Here is a 26,295-nt window from a genome sequence, read left to right as displayed (position 1 = left end):
GGCGGGGCTAGGTGAGGAGCCAGTCGTGGCCGATGTCGATTTTTGCGTGGTCGGAGCGGGTTTCGCCGGTTTGACGGCCGCGTTCCGGCTGAAGCAGGCGGGCCGCTCGGTGGCCCTGCTGGAGGCGCGCGACCGGGTCGGCGGTCGCACGTTCACCGTCACTCGTGACGACGGCGTGTGGATCGACCGCGGCGGCGCCTGGATCGGGCCTGGCCAGGACCGGATCTACGCGATGATGAGCGAATTCGGTGTGCCGGAATACAAACAACACCTCGACGGTGAATCGATGATGATCGTCGGCGGCAAGAAGCACCGCTATGGCGGCACCATCCCGTGGACGATGAGCCCCTGGGCCGTCACCAACCTTGGCATCGGTTTGCTCTCGTTCGACAAGATGTGCAAATCGATCCCGCTCGAAGCGCCGTGGGAGGCAAAGCACGCCGCCGAGTGGGACCGCATCACCGTTGGTGAATGGATCGCGAACAACACCATGTCCAAGCAAGCCCGCGAGATGCTGGACATGGTGCTGGCCGGCACCTACACCTCGGCGGGGTCGGAGACGTCGCTGCTGTGGGCGCTGACGCAGATGGGGTCCTCCGGCGGGGGTGCGACGTTCGTCATTTCAGTCAAGGGCGGCGCCCAGGAAGCCCGGCCCGTGGGTGGGATGGGCGCCCTGCACCGCCCGATGGTGGCCGCACTGGGCGACGCGCTGCACCTTTCGCAGCCGGTCCGGCAGATCAGCCAAGACGACGAGGGCGTGACCGTGAGCGCGGACGGTTTGACGGTGCGGGCTCGGCGGGCCATCGTGGCGATACCGTTGGCGGTCGCCAGCTCGATCGTCTACGAGCCGATGCTCCCGGTGGATCGGGCGCTGCTGCATCAGCGGATGCCCAGCGGCGCGGTCATCAAGATCTCGGCGATCTACGACGAGCCGTTCTGGCGCGCCGATGGGCTGTCCGGCCAGTCGGCCGCACCGGGAACCCCGGCCTCCCTGACCATCGATGCGTGCACGGACACTGGTAACCCCGGGATCATGTGCGTCATCACCGAAGGCCCCGCGGCGCGCCGGCTGACAAAACTCGACGAGGCCGAACGAAAAGCAATCGTCATCGGCGAACTCGTCGACCGGTTCGGCAGCAAGGCCAAAGCGCCGCTGGAATTCCACGAGCAGAACTGGACCACCGAGCGCTACTCCGGCGGCGGGATGATCGGCCACGCCCCGCCGGGCGTGCTCACCGAGTTCGGATACACCCTGCGCGAGCCATGCGGCCGCGTCCACTGGGCCGGGACGGAGAGCTCCGCGATCATGTGCGGCTGGATCGACGGCGCGATCCGCTCCGGCGAACGCGCGGCGGCCGAGGTGATGGCACTCGATACCGAGGCGGTTGCCTCGCCAACGCCGGCGTGACGACTTACCCGGCTTGCTTTGCAGGCGGCCGGTAGAAGATCAGCAACTGGCCGATGGCCCCGCCGAGACCGAGCGCTACCGACAGCACCAGGCCTTGCCAGCCGTCGAGCCAGTTCTTTCCGAAGATCAGCCAATCCAGGCTGAGCCGCCCGGCGCCCAGCGTCGCCACCACCACGGCGCTGACCGCCAGCACCAGGTTGTACTCCCAGCCCTCCTTGACGATGAAGAAGCCGTTGGGGCGATGCACAGTCCACGCCGCGACCAGCATCAGCGACACGAAGCCCGCGGCGGGGATCGGGGTAAGCAGCCCGGCGGCCAGCCCGAGTCCGGCGGAGACCTCCGTGGTGGCGGCCACGGTGGCGTGGAACTTACCGGGCTTCATGCCGATGCTCTCGAACCATCGCGCGGTGCCCGGTATCCGGCCGCCGCCGAAGAACTTGTTGAAGCCATGCGCGGCGAGTGTCAGTCCCAGCACCAGCCGCAGGATCAGTAACCCGACGTCATACACATTCATAGCTGCAAACCTAGATCATGGGTCAGTCGCGTTCGCGAGTAGCGTTCCTGGACGGAAAGGAGTCCGACATCAAGATCGCGATCATCGGCGCCGGCAATGTCGGCACCACGTTGGGCACCGCCTGGCGCAACCGCGGCCACCAGGTCACATTCGGTGTCCGCAACACCGACGACCCGAAATACGCCGCGCTCGGCGGCGTCGAGACGAACGAATCCGCCGCGGCCGCCGCCGAAGTCGTCGTGCTGTGCACGCCGTGGCAGACCACGCAGTCGGCGGTGCAGGGCTGCGGCGACCTCACCGGCAAAGTCCTCATCGATTGCACCAACCCGCTGACCCCCGACGTCACGGCACTAGAAGTCGGGCACTCCACCTCGGGCGGGGAAGAGGTCGCGAAGTGGGCGCCCGGCGCCCGGGTCTGCAAGGCGATGAACCAGATCGGTTTCCCGATGATGGACGCACCGCAACTGCCGGGCCAACCGGTGATGTTCGTCTGCGGCGACGACGACGAGGCCAGGTCGGTGACCGCCGGGCTGGTCGCCGAGCTCGGCTTCGAGACCGTCGATGTCGGCGACCTGACGTTGGCACGGCTGCTCGAGCCCTACGGGCTGCTCTGGATCCACCTGGCGCTGCGTCGCGGGTTCGGCACGAACTTCGGCTTCGGACTGTTGCGCGGAGGGTCCTGACATACTCGTCGAGGCCTGCTGGGAAGGTCCCACCGGGGGCGGGCCGCTGACGAGGGGGTGCACCGTGGCGGTCGTGTTGCTCGACGGCGACGCGAATCTCCCGCGCGAGCTGCTGGGCAACAAGGGCCACGGCATCGACGTGATGCGCCGGCAGAATTTGCCGGTACCGCCCGCGTTCTGCATCACCACCGCGGTGGGCCTGAAGTACCACGCCGACCCGGCGGCGACGATGGATGCCATCTGGGACGAGGTGCTGGACGGGATCAGCCGGCTGGAGGCCGAGACCTCACGCACCTTCGGGCGGGGCCCGCGCCCGCTGCTGGTGAGTGTGCGCTCGGCAGGTACACACTCCATGCCCGGCATGATGGACACGATCCTGAACCTGGGTATGAACGACGCCGTGGAGCAGGCACTCGCCGCGCAGGCGACGCCCGAGTTCGCCCGCGACACCCGACGGCGGTTCACGGCCACCTACCAACGCACTGTGGGCGATACCTCAGGACCCTTAACCGCCGACGCGCACGCGCAGTTGCGCGCGGGCATCGAAGCCGTGTTCGCCTCGTGGAATTCACCGCGCGCGGTCGCCTATCGCGCCCACTACGGACTCGACGACCGGGCAACGACCGCCGTGGTGGTGCAGGCCATGGTGTTCGGAAATCAGGGTCCCAATTCCGGTGCGGGGGCAGTGTTTTCGCGCAATCCGATCACCGGCGCCGACGAACCGTTCGGTGAATGGCTGCCCGGCGGCCAGGGCGACGACGTGGTATCGGGGCTCGTCGACGTCGAACCGATCACCGCATTGCGCGCCGAGCAACCGGACGTCTACGACGAGTTGATGGACGCCGCCCGCAGCCTGGAGCGGCTCGGATCCGACGTACAAGAGATCGAGTTCACCGTCGAAGAAGGCAAGTTGTGGCTGCTGCAGACACGGGCGGCCGAGCGCTCGGCGCAAGCGGCGGTGCGGCTGGCGCTGCAGCTGCGGCGCGAGGGGCTCATCGACGACACCGAGGCGCTGCGACGGGTGACGCCGGCGCACGTCGCGGCCCTGCTGCGTCCAGCGCTGCAGCCCGAAACACGTTTGGCCGCGCCGCTTCTGGCGACCGGCCTACCCGCCTGTCCCGGCGTGGTATCGGGCCAGGCGTACACCGACGTCGACGCGGCACTGGACGCCGCCGACCGGGGTGAGCCGGTCATCCTGGTGCGCGATCACACCAGGCCCGAAGACGTCCGGGGCATGCTGGCAGCACAAGGCATCGTCACCGAAGTGGGCGGGGCGGCCAGCCACGCCGCAGTGGTGAGCCGCGAACTGGGCCGGGTGGCCGTGGTGGGTTGCGGCCGCGGAGTCGCGGCGGAGCTGGCCGGCAGGCAGATCACCGTCGACGGCAACGAAGGCGAAGTGCGCGAAGGCAATCTGACACTTTCCGCGTGGTCGGAGGCCGATACGCCCGAGCTGCGCGAACTGGCCGACATCGCACGAGCGACCGCCCCGCTGCGCGCCCACACCACCGGCGACCACCCGAGGCTGGACGACACCTCCGAGGCCGCGGTGCGCGCGGCCCTGGACGCCGGGCACAGCGACGTGGTGTCGGCGACCCCGTTGATCGTCATGCTGACCGCGTTGAAGTTGGCGGGCCAGTGACGGAACTGGCTGTGCTGCAAGCGGTCCGGCTGAAGGGCCGCGTGGCTCCCCCCGACCTGGCGAAGACGCTGGGCGAAGAGCTCGACGGCGTCACCATCACCATCGAACGGCTGACCGCGTCGGGCTTGTTGGTCGACGGCGCGACGCTGAAGCTCAGTTCCAGCGGCCGCGCCCGGCTGGAGCATCTGCTCGCCGAGGAGCGAACGGGCATCGACTCGGCCGCAATGGCCGCCGCCTACGACGACTTTCGTTCCGTGAACGCCGATTTCAAGGCGGTGGTCACCGACTGGCAACTGAAAGGCGGCCCGGGCGGCGAGCCCAACACCCACGACGACGCCGAATACGACGCCGCGGTGCTGGCCCGCCTGGACGAGGTGCACGCCCGGGTGGTTCCGATCATCGACGCCGCCGCCCGGCAGCTACCGCGGCTGACGGCCTATTCGTCGAAACTGCTTGCGGCACTGGGCAAAGTCAAGGACGGCGAGAGCGCCTGGTTGACCAGGCCGCTCATCGACTCCTACCACACCGTGTGGTTCGAACTGCACGAGGAGCTGATCGGCGCCGTCGGCCTGACCCGCGAACAAGCGGCAAAATCCGGCGACGCGCAATAGCTCACAGCGCCGCGTCGAGCAGTTGCACGTAGGCATCGACGCCGGCGCCGTGCCGAAAGGCCGACTCCGCGGCATGCACGCTGATCGCGACGGTATCGCCGATGCCGTGCACGCCGTGCGTCAGGCTCATCGCCGGCGACAGCGCCGGGTATCCGGCCGTCAACACCACCGGCGCACCTCCGAAACTCAGATCCGCGGGGCCGCGATTGACGCTGGACACCACCGTGTTGCCGGCCACCTGCGTCGGCCTGGCGTCGGCATCGAATTGCGAGATGCCCCAGCGCAGCAGTGCAGCGGGCACCGCCGCGAACGCCCGGTCGGCCGAGCGCATGGCCGGGTGCTCCATGCGACGCCGGCCGTTGGCCAGGTCGGCCGCGATCCGCTCGATGCGCGCGTTCGGGTCAAGATCGGGATACAGCCCGACAACGACGTTCGCGAAATGGTTATGGGCATGCGGCACACCGGGTTTAGCCATCGGCACCTCGGCCCCCAGCGACTCGGCGGCGTCGCCCAGGAACGCGGACAGCGCCGTGGAGACCGCCGCCAGCACCCCGACCGTGACGGTCGGCCCGGGCACCTGCGAGCGGTGCCGCACCAACGTACGCACCGAGCGGACGCCCTCAGGGCGTTCATTGGTGGGCAGCGGCGGCCGGGAGCCGACCCCGGGCGCCACGAGTCCCGCGCGGGTGTCGCGGACCAGCCGCTGATGGGTGCGGGCCGCCTCGACCGCCCGCCACGGCAGAAAGCCCGCCCGCGGCCGTGTCACCCCGGGCACCGGCGCGGACCGGCCGAAGAGCCATGCCGCCATCGCCGAGGCACGGGCGCCGTCGCCCAGCGCATGCGCGACCTGCATCACCGCGACGCAGCCCGGGCCGGCGGCGCCGGGAATCCCGCGCACCGGCGTGAAGACGTGCATCCGCCAGGGCATCCGGCGGATGTCGAGCTGGTCTTGTGCGAGCGCGACGACGGCAGCCAGGCAGCCGCGCCAACTTTGATCGACCAAGTCGTGACAAACCACCCGCTCCGGCCCGACGGCCGCGGGCACCCAGTGCGGGTAGGTCATTCGGCTGCCGTCGTCGACCCTCATCCGCAGCTCCGCGCAAGCATCGGCGCGACGGCGAAGCTGTTCGACGGCATGCCCCAGATCGGCCGGCGCACCGTCGAATGCGTAGAGCAGGAACTGATCGTTGGGCAGCTTGGCCGACATCCAATAGAACTGGGCATCGACGGCCGCCATGCGGTGCGCCGACACGGCTTCAGCCGGATGGGCCGACAAACGCGAGCACCAAGTCGGCGACCTTGTCCGGCTGTTCCAGCTGCAGAAAGTGACCGGCGTGCTCGACAATGGCCGCCTCGCTGCCGGCGGGGAGCGCCTTTTCCGTCCAGTGCGTGAAAGCCGATGTCATGCAACCGTCGTCGCGACCATGCAGATACAAACTCGGCAGGATGGGCGCCTCGGTCCAGAGCCGGTTCAACTCGGCGTAGCGCTGCGGGGCTCGGGTGTTGCGCAGCGTGGCCCGGTACGGTCCCAGCGCCGCACGCCAGCTCTCCGCCGTGCCGATCGCGGCGTCGACATGGCGGAGATCCTCATCCGCGTGATAGCCGGGCGACCACCGACGCCACAACAGCGGCAACACCCAGGACGCGGAACGCTCTGGCAGCCAAGGCAATTGGAAGTAGAAGATGTACCAGCTGCGCAGCAGCTGACGTGATAGCAGGCGGGCCAGCCGGCCGCGCTCGGTCACCCGTCCCAGCGGGCGGAACGCCGCGGACACCGGCACCGACATGATCACCGCCTTGACGAACGGGCTGTCGGGCATCGCGGCCAGGCCGGTGGCCGCCATTGCGCCCCAGTCGTGTCCGATCACCACATCGCGCTCGGTGCCGCCGGCCGCCGCGCGGACGCGCAGAGCATCGTCCATCAAGGCACCGACGTGAAAACTGCCGTCGGCCGGGATCGCCGACGGGGCGTATCCCCGCATGAACGGCGCGACGACTCGCCAACCGGACGCGGCCAACCGCGGAGCCATCTTGCGCCACCCGTAGGCGGTGTCGGGGAAGCCGTGCAGACACAGCGCGATCGGGCCGTCGCTCGGACCCCAGGTCAGCGCCTTCAGATCCCCGCCGGGGCCGGGCACGTCGATCCAGCCTGGTTCACCCATCTTGACTCCCTGTTCGGCGCGTCCGCACGGACCAACGTAACCCGTGCGGATATAAGACGGGAGCGACTCGGCGATGGGTGAACTATCGGGCGGCCTACGGGATGAGCTCCGCTGCCTTTTCCAGCTCGGCGATCACGATCTTGCGCATCCCATACATCGCCTGGGTGGCCGCCGCCGCGCGGGCGCGGTCCGGGTGGCCGATCAATTCGAAGAGTCGGTCGGGAATGATCTGCCAACTCAGACCAAAGCGGTCCTTCAGCCATCCGCACTGCGATTCCTCGCCCCCGTCGCTCAACCGGTCCCAGTAGTAGTCGACCTCGTCCTGGTCCTTGCAGTGGATCGTGAACGACACCGCCTCGCTGAAGTTGAACGTCGGGCCGCCATTGATGCCGATGAATCGCGTGCCGTCCAGAACGAAGCTGCCCGACAGGACCGTGCCCGGCTCGCCGGGTCCGGCCTCGGTGGTGCGGTTGAAGCCCTCGATGTGTGAATTGGGGAACACCGAGGTGTAGAACCTGGCCGCGTCCTCGAGGTTGTGGTCGAACCAGAGCGAGGGCGTGATCGATGGCATGCCGCCTCCTTCTTCTTAGTGCAGGGTGTGTACTTGACTGACCCCGACGACGTCAGAAACTCACCGCCGCCGGGGCCCGCTCGGGGGTGAATAGACAACCTAGGTAACGTCGGAGGACGACCTACCGAGAGGACGCCCATGAGCGCCGTTAGCAGCAGCCCTACGACGGTCGAATTTTCCGGTGCCGGCGGGATCACTCTGGTCGCCGACGAATGGAACCGCGGCGCCACCAACCGGCCAACCATCCTGATGCTGCACGGCGGCGGTCAGAATCGGTTTTCCTGGAAAAACACCGGGCAAATCCTGGCCGACGACGGGTTTCACGTCGTGGCGCTGGACTCCAGAGGCCATGGTGACAGCGATCGCGCGCCCGACGCCGACTACGACGTCGAGACGCTGACCGCGGACGTGATGCGTGTCCTGGACGCCATTGGGCGCCCGGTGGCGATCATCGGGGCGAGCATGGGCGGGCTGACCGGCATCCTTGCCGCCCACCGGGCCGGCCCCGCGCGGGTGACCAGACTGGTCCTCGTCGACGTGGTACCGCGATTCGAGAAGGGCGGCAGCGCCCGCATCCGCGACTTCATGTTCAGCGGCCTCGACGGATTCGAATCGCTCGAGCAGGCCGCCGACGCCGTTGCCGCCTACCTGCCCTACCGGGAGAAGCCACGCAGCCCCGAGGGGCTGAAAAAGAACCTGCGGCTGCGTGACGGACGCTGGTACTGGCACTGGGACCCGGCCTTCATGACCAAGCCCGGCGACGACCCCGAGCTGCGCACCGAGAATTTCGAGCAGGCGGCCAGGGGACTGACGATCCCGGTTTTGTTGATACGCGGGAAGCTCTCGGACGTCGTCAGCCCCGAGGGCGTCAAGCATTTCCTCGCGACCGTGCCCAATGCGGAGTTCGTCGAACTGTCGAACGCGGGGCACACCGCCGCCGGCGACGACAACGACGCCTTCAGCGAAGCCGTCGTAACCTTCGTCGAGCGGGTTAGTTAGCGGGCTTCTCCGCGTGCCCGCCGAACTGCTTGCGCATCGCCGAGAGCGCCTTGTTGGCGAAGTCGTCGAGGCTGCGCGAGGCGAAGCGGGCCTGCAGCGCCGTCGTTAGCACCGGCGCGGGAACGCCCTCGTCGATCGCGGCGATGGCGGTCCACCGGCCCTCGCCGGAGTCGGAGACTCGTCCCGAAAACTCCTTCAGCTCAGGCGATTCGTGCAGCGCGATGGCGGTCAGATCCAGCAGCCAGGAACCGATGACGCTGCCCCGGCGCCACACCTCGGCGACCTCGGGGATGTCGAAGTCGAACTGATAGAACTCGGGGTTCGACAGTGGCGCCGTTTCGGCGTCGCCCTCCTGCACGTGCTTGCCGATGTCGGCGTTGCGCAGAATGTTCAGCCCCTCCGCGAGCGAGGCCATCATCCCGTACTCGATCCCGTTGTGCACCATCTTGACGAAGTGCCCTGCGCCGGACGGACCGCAATGCAAGTAGCCCTGCTCCGATTGCGCCACCTCACCGTCGCGGCCCGGCGTACGCGGTGCCGCGTCCACGCCGGGTGCGACGCTGGCGAAGATCGGCTCGGCACGGGCGAACGCCTCGTCGTCCCCGCCGATCATCAGGCAGTAGCCGCGCTCGCGGCCCCACACCCCGCCGCTGGTGCCGCAGTCCAAAAGGTGAATACCGTTGTCCGACAATGTCTTCGCATGACGGATATCGTCGCGGTAGTACGAGTTCCCGCCGTCGATCACGGTGTCGCCCGGCTCGAGCGTGGTGGCCAGCTCCTCGATCACCCCAGTGGTGATGGTGCCCGCGGGAACCATTACCCAGACGACGCGTGGTGCGTCGAGTTTGTCGCGGAGCTCCGCGAGGGAACTCGCCCCGGTGGTCCGCTCTTCACCGGCCATCGCCTTGACCGCGTCGGGATTGTGGTCGTACACCACACATTCGTGTCCGTCCTTGGCCACGCGGCGCACGATGTTGGCGCCCATCCGGCCAAGTCCAATCATGCCTAGCTGCATTTGCTTGGGTCTCCTTACTGTGCTGAGGACGTGCTTCGCGGCATCCACGGCTCCTGCCAAGCGTGGTGACCATGCAACAGTGACCGCGCGGCGTCGGGCCCCCAGGAACCGCGGTCATACGGGTGGATTTCGGACGGGTTGTCCAGCAGGGGCTGCACGATGCGCCACGTCTCTTCGATGCTGTCTATCCGGGCGAAGAGTTGGCGATCGCCGGTCAGCGCGGCTTGAAAGAGGCGCTCGTAGGGCCGCTCCGGCTCGCCCAGGTCCTCGGCGAACAACGAGTCCAGGTGAATGTCGCGCCATTTGTCGCCCACCTGCGCGGAGATCTGGACGCGCATCCCCGGGTCGGGGTCGATGCGCAGCACGATCTGGTTGGGCTCCGCGGGTCGGCAGTCCGGGAGGAAGGCCAGCGCCGGGACGCGGCGCAGAAACAGCCGCACCTCGGTGACCTTCTCCGGCAGCCCCTTGCCGGTCCGCAGGAAGATCGGCACCCCGGCCCAGCGCCAGTTGTCGATCTCGGTGCGCAGCGCCACGAAGGTCTCGGTCTGGGAATCCTTCGGCACTTCGGGGACGTCGGTGTAGCCGCGGTACTGACCGCGCACGCAATGGTCGGGCGATAAGGCCGGCATCGCGCGGAAAACCTCGGCCTTCTTGTCGTTGAGGTCGTCGGCGCTGGAACCGACCGGCGGATCCATCGCCGCCAGCGCCAGCACTTGGAGCAGGTGGTTTTGGACGACGTCGCGCAGGGCGCCTACCGCGTCGTAGAACTTGCCGCGGGTCTCGACGTCGAAGTTTTCGGCCATGGTGATGTGGATTTCGGAAACGGTGCGCCGGTCCCATAGTTCGGCGAGCGCGTGGTTGCCGAAGCGCAGGCACTCCAGCTCGAGGACGGGTTGCTTGCCCAGGAAGTGGTCCACCCGCAGGATCTGGTCTTCGTCGAGCACCGCACGCAGCCGCGCGTTGAGTTCGCGCGCGGAGGCCAGGTCGTGGCCGAACGGCTTTTCCACCGCGACCCTTGCCCGCTCCAGCAGCCCGACTTTCGCGAGGTTCTCCACGATCGGCGCGAACAGGGACGGCGGCATTTCCAAGTAGTACAGCGGGCGATAGTCCGAGCCGATCATGTCGGCCAGGCGGCTGTAGAGCGCGCTGTCGGTGACGTCGCCGTGCAGGTAATCCAGCCGGCCCGCCAGCCGGTCGAACACCGCGTCGTCGATCTTCTCGCCGGTGTCGCCGATCGATTCGCGCGCCCGCTCGACCAACTTCTCCACGGACATATCGTCGCTCGCCACGCCCAGGATCGGGCAATCCAGTAGCTTGCGGGCCTCGAGCCGATACAACGCCCGGAACGTCATCTTGCGGGCCAGATCGCCGGTTATTCCGAAGATCACCAGCAGGTTTGACGAACCACCTCCGTCGTCGGCCAAGACCGAACCTCCCAAAAGTGACCTATCGGCTCGCTTGAGATGCACTACCCGGGGCCGTCCGGGCTCAACCCTAGACAGTGCCGGTAGGCCCGACAACCGATCGCGAAGTTTGGCAGGATTCCTGGCGTGGGTGATGCGCTGCATATCGCGGTCTACGCGTTCGGCGGGATTGCGGCCGCCGAAGCCATCGCGCTCGTGGTGCTGTGGCAACTGCTGGCCCGCAGCCGGCAAGAGGTCGACGACCTGCGACAGCGCATCGACGCCCGCACTCAGCTGCTGTCGGGCGGTCGCGAGGCCGTCAAACGGGTTTGGAACACCGCCAACCTGGTGCGCAAGGAGGGTTTCGGCGCGGCCGTGCGCAGTTCGATCGAGGACCTCGCCGACTGGGCCGAGGTCGAGCGGCCCGACCTCGCCCGGGTCACGCCGGACGGCCGCGTGGTGATCTTGTTCTCCGACATCGAGGAGTCCACCGCGCTCAACGAGCGCATCGGCGATCGCGCGTGGGTCAAGCTGATCAGTTCGCACGACAAGCTGGTTCAGGATCTCGTGCAACGGCGTTCCGGACACGTGGTGAAGAGCCAGGGCGACGGATTCATGATCGCCTTTTCCCGCGCCGAGCAGGCGGTGCGGTGCGGAATAGATCTCCAGGACGCGCTACATCGGGACGCAAAGCGCAAGCGGCACGAGGAGATTCGGGTGCGCATCGGCATCCACATGGGTCGCTCGGTGCGCCGCGGTGACGATCTGTTCGGGCGCAACGTGGCGATGGCGGCACGGGTCGCCGCACACGCCGTCGGTGGCCAGATCCTGGTGAGCGAACCGGTGCACAACGCCCTGAGGGATTGCGACGACATCACCTTCGACGAGGGCAGCGAGGTTGAGCTGAAGGGCTTTTCCGGCAGCTACCGCTTATTCACCGTTCAGACCGAACGCGATGGGGATTGAAAACCCTCGGGGTTGGACTCGGCCAGCCGCTGATGCAACCTCGCCCGGATCTCATCGGCGGTGTAGGCCCGCCGTTTACGTTGATCGCGCACCACCAGCGCACCGCCGGCGACGACGCCGGCGACGCCGGCCAGGCCGATCCACTTCCAAATGTTGCGCATAGTTGACAGGCTATTACGGCCATGGACACCCTTCGCGACACGACCGCCGTGATACCGGAGCGGGCGGCGGCATCGGCCGCGCGATCGCGTTCGCGCTCGCCGAGAGGAGGCCCGGCAATCTACGTGCGGCCCAAAAACATTGGCGTCACGACTCCCAGATCGCATGCGAACCCGAAAGGCGCGCACCGATGACCGATGACGGCGGGATTACATGCTGACCCTGGACCAGGCACTCAACGAGACCAGGACGGGTGACCTGTGGTTGTTCCGCGGGCGCTCGCGGCCCGATCGCGCAATTCAGACGTTGACGAACGCCCCGGTGAACCACGTTGGCATGACGGTAGCCATCGACGATCTGCCGCCGCTGATCTGGCATGCCGAGCTGGGCGACAAGCTCACCGACATGTGGACGGGCAGCAACCATCGCGGCGTGCAGCTTCACGATCTGCGGCAGGCCGTGCTGCAGTGGACCGATCGCTACCAGCAACGGTGCTGGCTACGACAGCTGACGCCCTATGCCACCCGCGAACAGGAAGACAAACTGCTGCGGGTCATCGCGCGCATGGACGGCACCCCCTTCCCGACCACCGCTCGGCTGACCGGCCGGTGGTTCCGCGGCCGGCTGCCGACCATCAACGACTGGGTGCGAGGAATTCCGTTGGTGGATAAGAAGGTTCGCGAGCAGACCCAGCGCCGAAGGGAACAGCGCAAGATGAGCCTGGAGACCGCGTACTGCGCGGAGACCGTGGCAATCACCTATGAGGAGATGGGCTTGCTCGTCACGGACAAGGATGCGCATTCGTTCGACCCTGGCTCGTTCTGGAGCGGCGACACTTTGCCGCTGGCACCGGGCTATCAGTTGGGCGAGGAAATCGCGATCTCCGTCGGACAGCCCGGCTAGATCGGTCAGTCGACCGACATCTCCCCCATCTTCGACCAGCCCGTCGCGTCGATCGTCTGGCTGATGATCTTGGGCGTGGACTTCAGCGCCTGCGGCAATTCCCGCATCGCGCGCTGGAAATGATCGCTGTTGACGTGGACGCCGCCGGCGTCGGCGTCGCGGAAGGCTTCGACCAGGACGTACTCGGCCGGATTGTCGAGGCTGCGCGACCACTCGAACCACAGGTTGCCCTCTTCGGCGCGGGTGGCCGCCGTAAACGCGGCGACCAGTTCCGGCCAGCGGTCCGTCCACTCGGGCTTTGTTTCGAACTTCACGACGATGAAGATCATGGCCGCTCCCGCCTTCGCTCGGAACTCTCGTGGGCCTGCGCAGCGTCAGGATACGTGCCGCCCGTGCCGATGGTCGCTGCCAATAGAGCTTTGTTCGCGGTCGGCCCGCACAGCAAAATCCGCCCCGGCATCATCGACGCCTGGGGCGGACTTTGTATTGGTGACGCTGTGACAATTGCTCATCCGGATAGTGACGTAGCACACAAACCGTAGTGGTTCGGACCTATTTCACTTTTCCCAGGCCCGCAATGCAAGCAATGTGACCAATGTTGCGCAGCGGTCTGCCGCATTAACCGACAGACGTGCGATGCGTTTTTTGGTCAATTCGCAATTCCGGGATCGCCGGGGGGAGGCAAATCGGGCGCCGGCGGAGGCGGCGGCGCGGGAGCCACAACGCCGATCAAAACGGGCGGTGCGTCCGGCGGCGGGGGTGCGTCCGGCAGCGGCGGAGCGTCCGCAGGCGGAGGCGGAGCGTCCGGGGGCGGAGGCGGTGCGTCCGGCGGCGGAGGCGCGAGCATCTCTGCGTCGGGTGGCATCGGCAGGAACATGTGATGCGTGAATCCGGCCTGGTAGGCGCCCGCCCCGCCGATGTGCACGCCGCCGCGCTCACCGCTGGATACGGGGGTCCCGTCCGGCAAGGTGACCGCGGTGTGGCCACCGTTCCATCCGATGACCAAGGCGTTCGGGGCGGTTCCATATTGGAAGCCCCGTGCCAATAAAGCGGATTCTTCATTTCCGGTGTTAAAACGACTTCCAAAAACCGGCCTATCACTTGCCGCATTGGCAATCCAGGAAGCAAGACCGGAACAGTCGGTCCCGGCCGGAGAATCTCCGCCCGGAATATACGGCGTCCCGGAAACCTGGTTGATGAGCGACATCAACGTAGCGAGAACAAACATGGCCAGGGACATTAGCAACGAGATACTTAGCAAGCCAAAATTTGTGGCGGGCATCACGTGTAAGCGAAAAAATGGCTTGGACCGCATATCCAGCAAATTTATTACACAAAAGTATATTTACAGATACGAATGACGAGACGAGCGCGGTCGACAGCCTTAGGGGTGGTCGGAGTCCCGCTCGGTGTCCGCCATCTCACGCGACACGTCGGCCTGCTCACGCCTGGCACGGGCTTGGCTGCGCTCCACCCCTTCGGTGATGCGTTGCAGCCGCTCCCGTTCACGTTTCGCCGCCGTGCCCTCGCGTTCGTCCGCGCGCTGCTCGCGTTCGTCGGCGAGCTGCTCGCGCTCATCCGCGATGCGGTCCCGCTGATTAGCGATCCGATCTCTTCGGCCAGCGATCCATTCGCGTCTTCCGGCCTCAGCCTCACGCCGCTCTAGAGCCTTCTCGCGCTCATCCAGCGCGGCGGCCCGGCGTTCATGTTCCTCGGCCATGTCGATATGGCCATCGGCGACCACGCTTCACCTTAACGCTGCGACGCAGGAAAGGCTCCGCGTGGCATCGTCAGACGCCAAACTTGGCACGGGCCTCCTCCGTGACAGGGGTGAACAGGTTGACGAGGTTTCCATCCGGGTCGCGGAACAACAGCGCGCGGTTACCCCACGGCATGGTCGTCGGCTCGGTCACGACCTCGCCCACGCGTTCGCGAAGTCGCTCGTACTCGGCATCCACGTCCTCGACGATGAACTCCAGGATCGCGCTCCGGTTGGCCGCCGGCTCAGCGGATCCGTCCCCAAAGAGTGGCACGGTCTTGTCGCTGCCGATCGCCAGCGTGCCAATCGGCGTCGGAATCTCGGCGAACAGCTCGTTGCCCCATACGGCGGAAACCTTGGTGACCATCTCGTAGAAAGCCACCAGCCGATTGACGTCGCCCGTGATGATGCGGGTCGAAATGAACTTCACGAAACCTCCCTGGGGCCGCGGCGGTGCCGCGCGGCGATAGCGCTTGCGTGAGGCATGCTAGGCACCCGGTCCGACAAGCCGGCGCGCCCGGCGTCGGCGCCGCAAGACGCGCGGCGGCGACGGGTGTTAGTTAAGCTGCGATGGAATCTCGTCGCGAGTTCGCTGGTCACGGGACACCGCGGAACAACCAGGGGGATGCCATGGTCGTGAGAGCCATAGCGTTGATGGTGCTTTCCATCGGGTTGGCCGTGCCCGCGCACGCCGACGCCACCGACGACGCATTCATCACCAACCTCAACACCTCCGGCATGGATTACGGCGCACCCGAGAGAGCCATCCAGGTCGCGAAAACCGTCGTGTGCGCCACCCTCAGCGATAACCCCAACACCAGCAACGCGGATCTGGTCACCAAGGTCACCAACGCCACCAATTGGCCACCCCTCAATGCTGCCTACTTCACGGGAGCTGCGATCCAGGCCTACTGTCCCCAGTTCGGCTCGCTCACTCCTCCCGCCGTCCCCAGCCCGGCCCCCAGGGGCCCCGGTGGTGCTCCATCACCGTCCCCGACGTCACCCGTTGAGGCGGCGTAAACGCGCAGGACCGGCCCCCGATGGTCGTCTTCGGCTGACTAGACGTTGAAGCGGAACTCCACCACGTCGCCGTCTGCCGATTTACTGCTGCCCTTCCAGCAGATGTGCGTATGGATCCGCCTCGGCACCGACGGATTCCGGCATCGGATAGTACGTCTTTATCAACAGATTGCCGTCGTCGTCCCACGCAAACGTCTCGATGCTGTATGCCATTTGCACGTTCGGCTCAGTGCCGAAGTGGTTCTCGCACACCCAGGCCATCTCGTTCCCGTTGACCTGAACCGTGATCATTGTGATCTTGAGGATCGACTGGAACATGTCGAAGGCATCCGACGTGGCAGTGGCGAAACCGTGCTTTTCCTCGGTGCCGACCGGGTCGAACATGCGGACCTCGCCGGGACAGATGGTGCGCCACGACGCTACCCACTCGTCCTTCTTGCCCTGATTCCATAACTCAGCGTGCTTGGCTGCGTGTGCCAAACGAGCCTGACGACTCGGAACCTTGCTCATCTCAGCCGTTCCCCTTGCATCAACGTGATGGTCAGGATAGCTGGACACCTGTCCAGTCGGAAGGGTCTATGCCTTGGCTTTCGATGTAGACGTTGATCCGAATCGGAATTCGACCACGTCGCCGTCGGCCATCACGTAGTCCTTGCCTTCCATCCGCACCTTGCCGGCGGCCTTCGCCGCCGCCATCGACCCGGCCGCGATCAGGTCGTCGTACGACACGATCTCGGCTTTGATGAAGCCCTTCTCGAAGTCGGTGTGGATCACCCCCGCCGCCTTCGGCGCGGTATCGCCCTGGTGGATGGTCCAGGCCCGCGCCTCCTTGGGGCCGGCGGTCAAAAAGGTCTGCAGCTTCAGCGTGTGAAAACCCGCCCGGGCCAACGCATCCAGACCGCGTTCGGTCTGCCCGATCGATTCCAGGAGCTCGGCGGCCGACTCGTCATCGAGCTCGGTCAGTTCCGATTCGATGGCGGCGTCGAGGAACACGGCGTCCGCGGGCGCGATGAGCTGACGCAGTTCGGCGACTCGCGCGGCATCGGTGAGCACCGCCTCGTCGGCATTGAAGACATAGAGGAATGGCTTGGTGGTCAACAGGTTCAGTTCACGCAGCACCGAAGTATCGACCCCAGCGGCGAACAGTGTCTTCCCGCTATCCAGCACCTGCTGGGCGGCGAGCGCGGCGTCGTAAACGGGCTTGCGCTCCTTGTTGGTGCGGGCTTCTTTCTCCAGCCTGCCCAGCGCACGTTCCAGCGTCTGCAGATCGGCCAGGATCAGTTCGGTCTCGACGACCTCGATATCGGATTGGGGATCGACGTCTCCGGCCACATGTGTGACGTCCTCGTCGGAGAACACCCGGACCACCTGGCAGATCGCGTCGCATTCGCGGATATGCGCCAGGAACTTGTTACCCAGGCCCGCCCCCTCGGAGGCCCCCTTCACCAGGCCGGCGATGTCGACGAACGTCACGGGCGCCGGGACGATGCGCTCGGAATTGAAGAGCTCCGCGAGCTTGGCCAGCCGCGGATCCGGCAGCGAGACGACGCCCTCGTTCGGTTCGATCGTCGCGAACGGGTAGTTCGCCGCCACCACGTTGTTCCGGGTCAGGGCGTTGAACAGCGTCGACTTGCCGACGTTGGGCAGACCGACGATTCCCAGGCTCAGGCTCACGGGGAACCAAGTGTAGGGCTCGGCGGCGAGGGCCGGCCGCGGTGGATCGTTCCTGCACCAACGGCATGCCACGCCCACCGCTGCAACATGGTCTTTACGGGCGTTTCGTCCCATTGCCGGTACGGTCTACATGTGTCTGCAGAGCGGGCCCGATCGGCTGTGGAACCTACCCACCGCTCGATCCTCCCCAATATCCCAGGTGTGCCGTGGTGGGCGGCCCTGGTCATCGCTGTCACCGGCACGGCCATCGGGTATGCCATCGACACGGGATCGGGACACAAGGAGCTCACGCACGTCTTCGCGGGCCTCTATATAGCGGGCTGCCTGGCGGCGGTGCTGGCCGTGCGCCAGGAAGGCCTGTTCACGGCAATCATCCAGCCGCCGCTGATACTTTTCTGCGCCGTGCCCGGCGCCTACTGGCTATTCCACGGACGCAAAATCGGCCACCTGAAAGACCTGCTGATCAACTGCGGGTATCCGCTCATCGAGCGGTTCCCGCTGATGCTGGGCACGGCCGGCGCCGTCCTGCTGATCGGACTAGTCAGGTGGTATTCCGGCACGTCCAACCGAAAGACGTTGGCCGCCAACAAAACCGACGAAAGGCCCAGCGCCACCGAACGAAAGTCTTTCTTTGGCGGCGTCAGCGCGAAACTGAACTCATACCTGGGCCTCGGTTCGGCGGACGGCGATGCCGACGAGGCCGCGTCCGCCCGCCCAAGGCGGGCCCGCGCGAGCGCACGGGACGCGGCCACGAAGACCGGGCGGGCAGCGCGCGGCGATCGTTCCTCCACCCGTTCGACCCGAACGCGATCCCGCCGGCCTTTCCCGGAAGACCCGGACCAGGCGCAGGCCGATCGTCCCCGGCGTCGGCGCCCTGCCCCACCCCGCGACGTCGACCCTGCCGACCCGCCGCGCCGGTCGCGCCGCCGTCCCAGGCCCGAGGGTGATCCAGACGTGCCCGCCCAGCCGCGGGAAAGCCGTCGGGATCCGCGGACGCGCCGTAATCCGTACGAGCGACCGGCACCCCGCAGCAGTCGGTTCGATGATTACGACAGGTATGAGCCGCCCGGACCCTCCGAGCGTTTCGGCCGGTACGAGCCCTACGACCCCTCCTACGAGGCCCCGCGGCGTCGCGGCGGCACCGGCGGCGGGTCGAACGGCGCGGATTCGACGCACCACCCGATCTCGCGCGTGCGCTACCGCGGGGAAACTCCGCTGGATCAGCCGCGCGGCGCGCCGAGAGCCGAACCCCGCCCCGAACGACGGGGTCGGTCACGGGCGCACGGCCGGTCTCAGGGCCGGCCCCCGGCCGACTCCTGGGAATACGACGTCTAGCGACCCGACCGGATCTCGCGGGGCAGGGCGAACACCAAGGTCTCCTGGGCGGTCGTCACCGGTTGCACCACGTCGTAGCCGTAGTCGGCGAGGCGTTCCAGCACGCCGCGCACCAGCACCTCGGGCACTGACGCGCCGGAGGTGACCCCCACCGTGGTCACGCCCGCCAACCACGTCGGATCGATGTCGTCGGCCCAGTCGACCAGGTGAGCGGCCGCGGCGCCGCCGCCCAACGCGACTTCGACCAGCCGCACCGAATTCGACGAGTTGCGGGACCCGACGACGATCACCAGTTCGCACTCGGGCGCCATCGCCTTGACCGCGACCTGCCGGTTCTGGGTCGCGTAACAGATGTCGTCGCTGGGCGGGTCCTGCAGCTTCGGGAAACGACGGCGCAGCCGCTCGACGATCTCCATCGTTTCGTCGACCGACAGCGTGGTCTGCGACAGCCAGACCACCTTGTTCTCGTCGCGAACCGTGACGTTGTCCACCGAGCCGACCCCGTCGACCAGCTGCACGTGCTCGGGCGCCTCCCCGGCGGTGCCGATGACCTCCTCGTGACCCTCGTGGCCGATCAGCAGGATGTCGTAGTCGTCACGCGCGAACCGCCTGGCCTCGTTGTGCACCTTGGTCACCAGCGGGCAGGTGGCGTCGATGGTGTGCAGGTTGCGTTCGGCGGCCGCTGCATAGACCGTCGGCGCGACGCCGTGAGCGGAGAACACCACGATGGCGCCCTCGGGAACCTCGTCGGTCTCCTGGACGAAAACGGCACCCGCGTTGACCAGGGTGTCGACCACGTGGCGGTTGTGGACGATCTCGTGGCGCACGTAGACCGGGGCGCCGTGCTTCTTCAGGGCGCGCTCCACCGTCTCGACGGCCCGATCCACCCCGGCGCAGTAGCCACGCGGCTCCGCCAGGAGCACCCGCTTACGGGTGGGATCGGCGACCGGCGTCCCCGACTTCACAGCGCCGGGAATCCCCACATCGACAGTCGGCGGCATGACATTCAGGGTACGGGCCGCCGCGCCACGGGGCACATAGTCCAGCCCGCGCGGGCGGGCTTGGAGTTATCCGCAGCTGCTGGCAGGCTTGGACCCATGGCTACTGCACCGTATGGAGTTCGGCTACTGGTCGGCGCGGCGACAGTCGCCGTCGAGGAGACCATGAAGCTGCCGAAGACGATCCTGATGTACCCGATGACGCTGGCCAGCCAGGCGGCGCACCTGGTGATGCGCTTCCAGCAGAACCTGGCCGAGCTGGTGATCAAGGGCGACAGCACCCTGGAATCCATCTTTCCGCCCAAGGACGAAAATCCGGAGTGGGCAACGTTCGACGAGGATTTGGCTGACGGCGCTGAGAACGGGGCTCCCGCGATGCAGCCGGAAGGCGGCAACGGCGATCGCCGGGCCGAGGGGCGCTTCGCCCTGTACTCGGTGACCGAGGCACCCGAGGCCGCCGACCCCCCGATGAAGCCCGCGAGAATATCGACGAAGTCGGCGGCGGCCGACACGGGAGTTCCGGAACCGGCGGTCGCCGCCGAACTCGACTATCCGGCGCTGACGCTGGCCCAGCTGCGCGCCAGGCTGCAATCGCTGGCCGTCGACGAACTCGAAGCGCTGCTGGCCTACGAGCAGGCCACCAAGGCCCGGGCTCCGTTCCAGACGCTGCTCGCCAACAGGATCACCCGCGCGAACGCGAAGTGACCCGAGCGGCGAATCCGGAGCCGAACTCCGCGGAGAACCCCTTCCCGGTGCGCGCCGTGGCGATCCGCGTCGCGGGCTGGATCGACAGGCTTGGCACCGTATGGGTCGAAGGGCAATTGGCCCAGATCAACATGCGCAATGACTCCAAGACGGTGTTCATGGTGCTGCGCGATCCGGCGGCCGACATGTCGCTGACCGTGACGTGTCCGCGCGACTTGGTGCTGGGTGCCCCGGTCAAACTGGCCGAGGGTACCCAGGTGGTCGTGTGCGGCAAGCCGTCGTTCTACACCGGGCGCGGCACTTTTTCGTTGCGGCTCAGCGAGATTCGCGCCGTTGGGGTCGGCGAGCTGCTGGCGCGCATCGAAAGGCTGCGCCGGCTGCTGGACGCCGAAGGGCTCTTCGATCCGCGGCTAAAGCGACCAATTCCCTTCCTGCCCAACATGATCGGATTGATCACCGGGCGGGCCAGCGCCGCCGAACACGACGTGACGACGGTGGCGAGCGGGCGGTGGCCCGGAGTGCGGTTTGCGGTGCGCAACACCGCCGTCCAGGGCCCCAACGCGGTCGCGCAGATCGTCGACGCGCTCCGCGAGCTCGATCGCGATCGTGAAGTCGACGTGATCGTGCTGGCCCGTGGCGGCGGCAGCGTCGAGGACCTGCTGCCGTTTTCCGACGAGACCCTGTGCCGGGCGATCGCCGCCTGCCGCACGCCGGTGATCAGCGCCGTCGGCCACGAACCCGACAACCCGCTCTGCGATCTCGTCGCCGACCTGCGCGCCGCCACGCCCACCGACGCCGCGAAGAGGGTGGTCCCGGACACCGCCGCGGAGCAACGGCTGATCCACGACATGCGACGGCGCAGCGCGCAGGCGCTGCGCAATTGGGTATCGCGCGAACAACGCGCGCTGGCCCAGCTGCGCAGCCGCCCGGTGCTGGCCGAGCCGCTGACCGCCCTGACGGCGCGCGCCGAAGAGATTCACCGCGCGCGTTCGGCGGTTCGCCGCGACATCACGCGGCTGATCACCGCCGAGACCGACCGCGTGGGCCACCTGGCCGCGCGACTGGCCACGCTGGGCCCGGCGGCGACCCTGGCCCGTGGATACGCCGTGGTGCAGACGGTCCCGGCGGGTGGGGCGCCGGCGGAGGTGCTGCGGTCAGTCCAAGACGCGCCCGCGGGCACCCGCCTGCGGGTGCGGGTTTCCGACGGCGCCGTAACGGCGGTGAGTGAGGGGCTGGCCGATGGTTGAGCAAGACGGCTTGGACGACGGTGGCGGGGCCCGGCCGATTACGCCTATTAGTCAGCTTGGCTATGAAGCTTGCCGGGACGAGCTGATCGAAGTCGTGCGGCTGCTCGAGCAGGGCGGGTTGGATCTTGATTCGTCGCTGAAACTATGGGAACGAGGCGAGCAGCTGGCGAAAAGGTGCGAAGAGCACTTAGCTGGCGCGCGCAAGCGAGTCGAGGATGCGCTCGCCGCCGGGCAGGCCGAGGAAGCCTGAACGCGGCGCTGCGGCGAAAACGATTCCAAAATTTTTTCCCAAACTGGAACACGTTTCAGTTATGCTTCGCGGCATGGGTGATCCATCACTGACAACCGAACTCGGCCGAGTCCTGGTCACCGGCGGCTCAGGGTTTGTCGGCGCAAACCTGGTGACCACCTTGCTCGACCGCGGATACCAGGTGCGTTCCTTCGATCGCGCCCCGTCGCCACTGCCACCGCATCCGCAGTTGGAGGTGCTGCAGGGCGACATCACCGACACGTCCGTGTGCGCCGCGGCCGTCGACGGGATCGACACGGTGTTCCACACCGCGGCGATCATCGAGCTGATGGGCGGCGCGTCGGTCACCGACGAATACCGGCAGCGCAGTTTCGCGGTCAATGTCGGCGGTACCGAGAACCTCGTGCACGCCGGGCAGGCGGCAGGGGTGAAGCGCTTCGTCTACACGTCGTCCAACAGCGTGGTGATGGGCGGAAAGAACATCTCCGGCGGGGACGAGACGCTGCCCTACACAAGCAGGTTCAACGACCTGTACACCGAGACCAAGGTGGTCGCCGAGCGGTTCGTGTTGTCGCAGAACGGCATTGGGGACATGCTGACGTGTGCCATCCGGCCCAGCGGCATCTGGGGCCGTGGAGATCAGACGATGTTCCGCAAGCTGTTCGAGAGCGTGATCGCCGGCCACGTCAAGGTGCTGATCGGCCGCAAGTCGGCGCGCCTGGATAACTCCTACGTGCACAACCTGATTCACGGTTTCATCCTGGCCGCCCAGCATCTGGTGCCCGGGGGGACTGCGCCCGGTCAGGCGTATTTCATCAACGACGCCGAGCCGATCAACATGTTCGAGTTCGCGCGCCCGGTCGTCGAGGCCTGCGGCCAAAACTGGCCGCGGATCCGGGTTAACGGTCCGATGGTGCGCGCAGCAATGACGGGTTGGCAGCGAATGCATTTCCGATTCGGGATGCCGGCGCCGCTGCTGGAGCCGCTGGCCGTCGAGCGGTTGTATCTGGACAACTACTTCTCCACCGAGAAGGCACGGCGCGACCTGGGCTACGAGCCGCTGTTCACCACGGAGAAGGCGCTCTCGGAATGCCTGCCCTACTACGTGGACCTGTTCCGGCAGATGAAGGACGAGGCAGCCAAGGCGACGGGCTAGCAGCGCTCTGGCCCACGCGAACTGCGCTACCGGAAACCCACCATCTCGCTACCCCAAGCCGCCCGGATGTGCGCATCGGGATCGCTGGCGACGATGTCGACCTTGTCGATGATCAGGCAGGCGCGATCGTCATCCCGGTAGGCCGTCCAATCCGGCTCGCCGGCCGGGCCCATGGGCTTACCGTCCGTGGCGAAGTTGATCCACCGGGTACGTACCCTTTTCGAGACCGCCCTGGCGGTCTTAGTGCCGCCGAGCTTCAAGGTGGGATCCTTCTGCGCCCCGAGATTGCCCCATACGTAAGGCAATTCGGTGGCGTGGGCGGCGCCGACCAACAACAGTTTCAGCAACGGCGTGGCATAGTCGAAGCGATACAGATACACCGGCGCCACCCTGCTGTGGCCCTCGGCCAGCCACACCGTCGGCATCCGGAAGCCGACGTCGGTGGCGATGCTCATAGACCTTGCCTTGGCCCGCCGAAATTGCGAATACGCCGAGCCGATCTGCTCTGAGGTGGGCAACTGCAGGTCGGGCTGCTCGGCGGCGATCTGGGTGAACATCGACGTGATCGCGCGCGGCGTGATCGGCATCAGCCGCGAGCGCAGCAACCGAAACAGCGCCGCCTCGTGCTTGTTGGTGCCGATGATCAACGGGACCGGATGCGAGCGGCCGTCCTGCGCCGCCTTCACCGGATAGTCGTGCAGCAGATCCCCGTCGACGATCGGAACGAACGCAAGCGTGCCCGGGTTGCGCACGGGCACTTCGTCGAACACCCGCTGTGACGCGGCCAGCAGGGCGGAGATCGGCACGCCGGGCACCCGGTCCACGTCCGACGGCGCGATTCCCAGCTTGTCTAGGACGCTCACCGCGACCTGACGAGCCCGTTCGCGGTCGTACACCGATGTGGCCGGCGAGCTTTGCGCGATCGCACCGGTGAACAGGCCCCGGGCCGCCGGGGTGGCGAGCAGAGTGGTCACGATCCCGGCGCCCGCGGATTCGCCGAACAGCGTGACCCTGTGCGGATCGCCGCCGAATGCCGCGATGTTGTCGCGCACCCAGCGCAGCGCGGCAAGCACGTCATGCAGGCCGATGTTCGAGTCGAAGCGCCGCCGCGCGGTGTTGAACGACGAAAGGTCGAGGAAGCCCAGCGCCCCGAGCCGATAGTTGACCGTCACCACGACGACCTCGCCGCCGCTGACCAACCTGCGGCCGTCGTAGAGCGCTTGGCTGCCGGACCCCAGCACGTAGGCCCCGCCATGCAGCCATACCATCACCGGTTTTCCGTCGCCGGGTGCGGTGTCCCCCGACGCCCAGACGTTGAGGCTCAGGCAGTCTTCGTCCTGGGGCGCCCCCAGCTCCAGCGGCATGTTGGGAAAGGACGGCTGCGGGCAGGCGGGCCCATAGGAGGTGGCGTCGGCGACCTCGGCCCATCGCTGCGGGGGCTCCGGCACCCGGAAGCGCAGGTCGCCGACGGGCGGCGCGGCGTAGCGGATGCCCTTCCACATCCTGGCGCCGCCGGCGTCAGCGCCCCGAACCGGGCCATACGTGGTTTCGACCACACGCTCGTCGAGCACCATGCGGCCCTAGCTGAGCCGCGCGGTGAGGAACTCGACCACCCGCTTGCGTGCCTCGTACGCGGGCTGACCGTCGACCTCACGGACCTCGTCGGTCAGCACCGAATGGGCCATCTTGCTGAAACCGCCTTCGTTGCCCGGGCCGGAGTCGATCTCGATGATCTCGAACGCGTCGCCGAGGCGTTCCTTGATCGCCGCGAACCGTTCCCGCGGCACGATCCTGTCCTCGCTGAACCGCAGGCCCATCGCGCACAGGCCATCGTTGGCACAGCGATCGGCGATGGTGGCCATCTCCGGTTCGCTCAACCCGGTATCGCGGCGCTGCGCCCGGCCCAACGGCAGCGGGACGGACGGCTGGGAAACCACCGGCGCCAGCACGCTGTCGTCGACCGCGGCGGCCAGCGCGAAGCCGCCGGTGAAGCACTGGCCGATCACGCCGACGCCCTTGCCCGGCGTCGACGCGTTGAGGTCACGGGCCAGCGCGCGCAGGAACAGTGACACCGGTCGTGGCTTGTTGGTCGCGAAGGCCGCGAATTCCTTTGCGACACAGGCGCGTGCGATGGTCGCGGCCGTGTAGCCCACCGTCGCGGCCCTGCCCGGCTCACCGAAGAGCGATGGCATGGCGACCGTGAAACCGTTGTCCACCAAGTGGTTACCCAGCGCCAGCACGCCGGGGTGGATGCCGGGTATCTCGGGAATCAGCACCACCCCGGGTCCGGCGCCCTTGCGGTAGACGTCATGGGTGTAGCCGCCACCGGTGAACGGTGACGCGGACCAGCCGGACAGGTCGGCTTCGGGTGCGGTCACGCGGGTCCCTCCTATCGGGTTGGCAGGGGCGGCTGGGATTGGGTCGCCGCGGCCAGCGTACGAAATTGGTCGGTGTTTCCGGCACCCGTGATTGCGACCTGGGTGGCGCCACCCGGACCGGTGAGCCGGGTGGTCCACACCGGCTCGGCGTCCGCGCCGCCTTGTCCGGCGCCCTGATACACGACCCAGTGGGTGCCGGCGATGTCGACCGCCCCGGTGGGGTATGCAGTCGAGTGGATCGAGCCGACCAGCTTGTCTTCGTCGGCGTTGCTCTGGGTCAGGGACAGATACATCCCGGTCGGGCTCAGGTATCCCACGGTCGACGTCGCCGCGTTCAGATGCTGGCCCGTCGATGGGTCGGTGCGCCCGCCCTGGATACCGCCGCGGCTACCGGAGTTGGGTTGCCAGCCGGCGGGCAACTGCGGCAGCCGAATGGGGAATCCGAGCGCCTGCGCGTCCGCCCGCAATGCCGTCGCCGCGTCGTAGGACGGGACCGTTCCCTTGTTCGTCCCGCCCGGCTGGAAGGAACACATCCCGACCAGGCCGGCCAGCAGGATGCACCCCAGCACCAGCGGTGCCAGCGACCAGAACATGTCGCGCCCGTCCTGCAACAGCCGCGGTTTCGCCGGCCTGGGAACGGGCCCGGGTGCCGGGACCTGCTCGCCGGCCACATCGGCGTTGGGCTGCAGCTCCTCGGTCATCCTGTGAGTATCCCAGTCGGTGATCACCGCCCAGAGCCC

The 26,295-nt window shown here is 67.2% G+C and carries 30 protein-coding genes; 13 read left to right on the top strand and 17 right to left on the bottom strand.

Features of this window, described 5'->3' with window-relative positions; genetic code table 11:
• The first annotated feature begins 25 nt into the window (after positions 1–25).
• Positions 26–1,408, top strand: a complete 1,383-nt coding sequence (locus A5744_RS06215) for an FAD-dependent oxidoreductase (protein ID WP_076059320.1) — start codon at positions 26–28, stop codon at positions 1,406–1,408.
• A 4-nt stretch (positions 1,409–1,412) separates the two neighbouring features.
• Here the strand turns inward: A5744_RS06215 and A5744_RS06210 are convergent, their stop codons facing one another.
• Positions 1,413–1,922: a DoxX family protein gene (locus tag A5744_RS06210; RefSeq protein ID WP_076059318.1), complete on the bottom strand. Its 510-nt coding sequence runs from the start codon at positions 1,920–1,922 to the stop codon at positions 1,413–1,415.
• Positions 1,923–1,939: 17 nt separating this feature from the next.
• Between A5744_RS06210 and A5744_RS06205 the strand changes: the two genes are divergently transcribed.
• The 3 genes from A5744_RS06205 to A5744_RS06195 are packed head-to-tail and all read left to right on the top strand — an operon-like array spanning position 1,940 to position 4,855.
• Positions 1,940–2,605 (top strand): NAD(P)-binding domain-containing protein, encoded by a 666-nt coding sequence (locus A5744_RS06205; protein ID WP_240562980.1) that lies wholly within the window; start codon positions 1,940–1,942, stop codon positions 2,603–2,605.
• A 46-nt stretch (positions 2,606–2,651) separates the two neighbouring features.
• Positions 2,652–4,244, top strand: coding sequence for a pyruvate, phosphate dikinase (locus tag A5744_RS06200; protein ID WP_170874437.1), 1,593 nt, complete (start codon positions 2,652–2,654; stop codon positions 4,242–4,244).
• Positions 4,241–4,855: a MarR family transcriptional regulator gene (locus A5744_RS06195; RefSeq protein WP_076059315.1), complete on the top strand. Its 615-nt coding sequence runs from the start codon at positions 4,241–4,243 to the stop codon at positions 4,853–4,855. The genes A5744_RS06200 and A5744_RS06195 overlap by 4 nt, the downstream gene beginning before the upstream one ends.
• A gap of 1 nt (position 4,856) precedes the next feature.
• On the opposite strand, the gene A5744_RS06190 is transcribed toward A5744_RS06195, so the two are convergent.
• The 3 genes from A5744_RS06190 to A5744_RS06180 all read right to left on the bottom strand — a co-directional run bounded on the left by A5744_RS06190 (position 4,857) and on the right by A5744_RS06180 (position 7,588).
• Entirely contained in the window at positions 4,857–6,107 is a 1,251-nt protein-coding gene (locus A5744_RS06190) for a WS/DGAT domain-containing protein (protein WP_076059313.1), read from the bottom strand.
• A 4-nt stretch (positions 6,108–6,111) separates the two neighbouring features.
• The gene (locus A5744_RS06185; RefSeq protein WP_076059311.1) at positions 6,112–7,017 is read right to left on the bottom strand and encodes an alpha/beta fold hydrolase; all 906 of its coding nucleotides are present in this window, start codon (positions 7,015–7,017) and stop codon (positions 6,112–6,114) included.
• A 94-nt stretch (positions 7,018–7,111) separates the two neighbouring features.
• A complete protein-coding gene (locus A5744_RS06180; RefSeq protein WP_076059309.1) occupies positions 7,112–7,588 on the bottom strand; it encodes a VOC family protein in 477 nt (158 codons plus the stop codon).
• 138 nt (positions 7,589–7,726) lie between these two features.
• Between A5744_RS06180 and A5744_RS06175 the strand changes: the two genes are divergently transcribed.
• Positions 7,727–8,587 (top strand): alpha/beta hydrolase, encoded by an 861-nt coding sequence (locus tag A5744_RS06175; protein ID WP_076059307.1) that lies wholly within the window; start codon positions 7,727–7,729, stop codon positions 8,585–8,587.
• On the opposite strand, the gene gnd is transcribed toward A5744_RS06175, so the two are convergent.
• Positions 8,580–9,602, bottom strand: a complete 1,023-nt coding sequence (gene gnd / locus A5744_RS06170; protein WP_076059306.1) for a phosphogluconate dehydrogenase (NAD(+)-dependent, decarboxylating) — start codon at positions 9,600–9,602, stop codon at positions 8,580–8,582. The two genes, A5744_RS06175 and gnd, sit on opposite strands and share 8 nt — an antisense overlap.
• Before the next feature lie 14 nt (positions 9,603–9,616).
• Positions 9,617–11,026, bottom strand: coding sequence for a glucose-6-phosphate dehydrogenase (locus tag A5744_RS06165; protein WP_076059304.1), 1,410 nt, complete (start codon positions 11,024–11,026; stop codon positions 9,617–9,619).
• A 117-nt stretch (positions 11,027–11,143) separates the two neighbouring features.
• On the opposite strand from A5744_RS06165, the gene A5744_RS06160 reads away from it, so the two are divergent.
• Positions 11,144–11,971, top strand: coding sequence for an adenylate/guanylate cyclase domain-containing protein (locus tag A5744_RS06160; protein WP_076059302.1), 828 nt, complete (start codon positions 11,144–11,146; stop codon positions 11,969–11,971).
• On the opposite strand, the gene A5744_RS06155 is transcribed toward A5744_RS06160, so the two are convergent.
• Positions 11,947–12,132 (bottom strand): hypothetical protein, encoded by a 186-nt coding sequence (locus tag A5744_RS06155; RefSeq protein ID WP_076059300.1) that lies wholly within the window; start codon positions 12,130–12,132, stop codon positions 11,947–11,949. The two genes, A5744_RS06160 and A5744_RS06155, sit on opposite strands and share 25 nt — an antisense overlap.
• 211 nt (positions 12,133–12,343) lie before the next feature.
• On the opposite strand from A5744_RS06155, the gene A5744_RS06150 reads away from it, so the two are divergent.
• A complete protein-coding gene (locus tag A5744_RS06150) occupies positions 12,344–13,033 on the top strand; it encodes a guanylate cyclase (protein WP_076059299.1) in 690 nt (229 codons plus the stop codon).
• A 5-nt stretch (positions 13,034–13,038) separates the two neighbouring features.
• Here the strand turns inward: A5744_RS06150 and A5744_RS06145 are convergent, their stop codons facing one another.
• From A5744_RS06145 to A5744_RS06130, 4 genes are all read right to left on the bottom strand, one after another.
• Entirely contained in the window at positions 13,039–13,362 is a 324-nt protein-coding gene (locus A5744_RS06145; protein ID WP_076059297.1) for a putative quinol monooxygenase, read from the bottom strand.
• A 320-nt stretch (positions 13,363–13,682) separates the two neighbouring features.
• Positions 13,683–14,261, bottom strand: coding sequence for a glycoside hydrolase (locus A5744_RS06140; protein ID WP_076059371.1), 579 nt, complete (start codon positions 14,259–14,261; stop codon positions 13,683–13,685).
• A gap of 156 nt (positions 14,262–14,417) precedes the next feature.
• Entirely contained in the window at positions 14,418–14,753 is a 336-nt protein-coding gene (locus tag A5744_RS06135) for a hypothetical protein (RefSeq protein ID WP_139331257.1), read from the bottom strand.
• A 70-nt stretch (positions 14,754–14,823) separates the two neighbouring features.
• Positions 14,824–15,222: a VOC family protein gene (locus A5744_RS06130; protein ID WP_076059293.1), complete on the bottom strand. Its 399-nt coding sequence runs from the start codon at positions 15,220–15,222 to the stop codon at positions 14,824–14,826.
• 200 nt (positions 15,223–15,422) lie between these two features.
• Here A5744_RS06130 and A5744_RS06125 point away from each other — a divergent pair, with 200 nt between their 5' ends.
• Entirely contained in the window at positions 15,423–15,812 is a 390-nt protein-coding gene (locus A5744_RS06125; RefSeq protein ID WP_076059292.1) for a DUF732 domain-containing protein, read from the top strand.
• An 81-nt stretch (positions 15,813–15,893) separates the two neighbouring features.
• On the opposite strand, the gene A5744_RS06120 is transcribed toward A5744_RS06125, so the two are convergent.
• Together A5744_RS06120 and ychF are read right to left on the bottom strand one after the other, a co-directional pair.
• Positions 15,894–16,322, bottom strand: a complete 429-nt coding sequence (locus A5744_RS06120; RefSeq protein ID WP_076059290.1) for a hypothetical protein — start codon at positions 16,320–16,322, stop codon at positions 15,894–15,896.
• A gap of 66 nt (positions 16,323–16,388) precedes the next feature.
• Complete coding sequence (gene ychF, locus A5744_RS06115) at positions 16,389–17,486, bottom strand: redox-regulated ATPase YchF (RefSeq protein WP_076059288.1); 1,098 nt, start codon at positions 17,484–17,486, stop codon at positions 16,389–16,391.
• Between the two features lie 132 nt (positions 17,487–17,618).
• Between ychF and A5744_RS06110 the strand changes: the two genes are divergently transcribed.
• Positions 17,619–18,821: a DUF6542 domain-containing protein gene (locus A5744_RS06110; RefSeq protein WP_205866290.1), complete on the top strand. Its 1,203-nt coding sequence runs from the start codon at positions 17,619–17,621 to the stop codon at positions 18,819–18,821.
• On the opposite strand, the gene A5744_RS06105 is transcribed toward A5744_RS06110, so the two are convergent.
• The gene (locus tag A5744_RS06105) at positions 18,818–19,822 is read right to left on the bottom strand and encodes a 4-hydroxy-3-methylbut-2-enyl diphosphate reductase (protein WP_076059285.1); all 1,005 of its coding nucleotides are present in this window, start codon (positions 19,820–19,822) and stop codon (positions 18,818–18,820) included. The genes A5744_RS06110 and A5744_RS06105 overlap by 4 nt on opposite strands.
• 96 nt (positions 19,823–19,918) lie before the next feature.
• Here A5744_RS06105 and A5744_RS06100 point away from each other — a divergent pair, with 96 nt between their 5' ends.
• From A5744_RS06100 to A5744_RS06085, 4 genes are all read left to right on the top strand, one after another.
• Positions 19,919–20,524 (top strand): lipid droplet-associated protein, encoded by a 606-nt coding sequence (locus A5744_RS06100; protein WP_076059283.1) that lies wholly within the window; start codon positions 19,919–19,921, stop codon positions 20,522–20,524.
• The gene (gene xseA / locus A5744_RS06095; RefSeq protein WP_076059281.1) at positions 20,521–21,771 is read left to right on the top strand and encodes an exodeoxyribonuclease VII large subunit; all 1,251 of its coding nucleotides are present in this window, start codon (positions 20,521–20,523) and stop codon (positions 21,769–21,771) included. The genes A5744_RS06100 and xseA overlap by 4 nt, the downstream gene beginning before the upstream one ends.
• Positions 21,764–22,021 carry an exodeoxyribonuclease VII small subunit gene (locus tag A5744_RS06090; RefSeq protein ID WP_076059369.1) on the top strand — a complete coding sequence of 86 codons (258 nt, stop codon included), beginning with the start codon at positions 21,764–21,766 and terminating at the stop codon, positions 22,019–22,021. Before xseA ends, A5744_RS06090 begins: the two co-directional genes overlap by 8 nt.
• A gap of 61 nt (positions 22,022–22,082) precedes the next feature.
• The gene (locus A5744_RS06085) at positions 22,083–23,177 is read left to right on the top strand and encodes an NAD-dependent epimerase/dehydratase family protein (protein ID WP_076059280.1); all 1,095 of its coding nucleotides are present in this window, start codon (positions 22,083–22,085) and stop codon (positions 23,175–23,177) included.
• A 26-nt stretch (positions 23,178–23,203) separates the two neighbouring features.
• Here the strand turns inward: A5744_RS06085 and A5744_RS06080 are convergent, their stop codons facing one another.
• The 3 genes from A5744_RS06080 to A5744_RS06070 are packed head-to-tail and all read right to left on the bottom strand — an operon-like array spanning position 23,204 to position 26,256.
• Positions 23,204–24,751 (bottom strand): carboxylesterase/lipase family protein, encoded by a 1,548-nt coding sequence (locus tag A5744_RS06080; protein WP_076059278.1) that lies wholly within the window; start codon positions 24,749–24,751, stop codon positions 23,204–23,206.
• A gap of 6 nt (positions 24,752–24,757) precedes the next feature.
• Positions 24,758–25,555 (bottom strand): dienelactone hydrolase family protein, encoded by a 798-nt coding sequence (locus A5744_RS06075; protein ID WP_076059276.1) that lies wholly within the window; start codon positions 25,553–25,555, stop codon positions 24,758–24,760.
• 11 nt (positions 25,556–25,566) lie between these two features.
• Positions 25,567–26,256 carry a DUF4245 domain-containing protein gene (locus A5744_RS06070; RefSeq protein WP_076059274.1) on the bottom strand — a complete coding sequence of 230 codons (690 nt, stop codon included), beginning with the start codon at positions 26,254–26,256 and terminating at the stop codon, positions 25,567–25,569.
• Positions 26,257–26,295: the final 39 nt, after the last annotated feature.

Source organism: Mycobacterium sp. IS-1264 (assembly GCF_001954195.1).
In the GTDB taxonomy this organism is placed as follows: Bacteria; Actinomycetota; Actinomycetes; order Mycobacteriales; family Mycobacteriaceae; genus Mycobacterium.
This window is presented reverse-complemented; position numbering and strand designations above follow the sequence as displayed.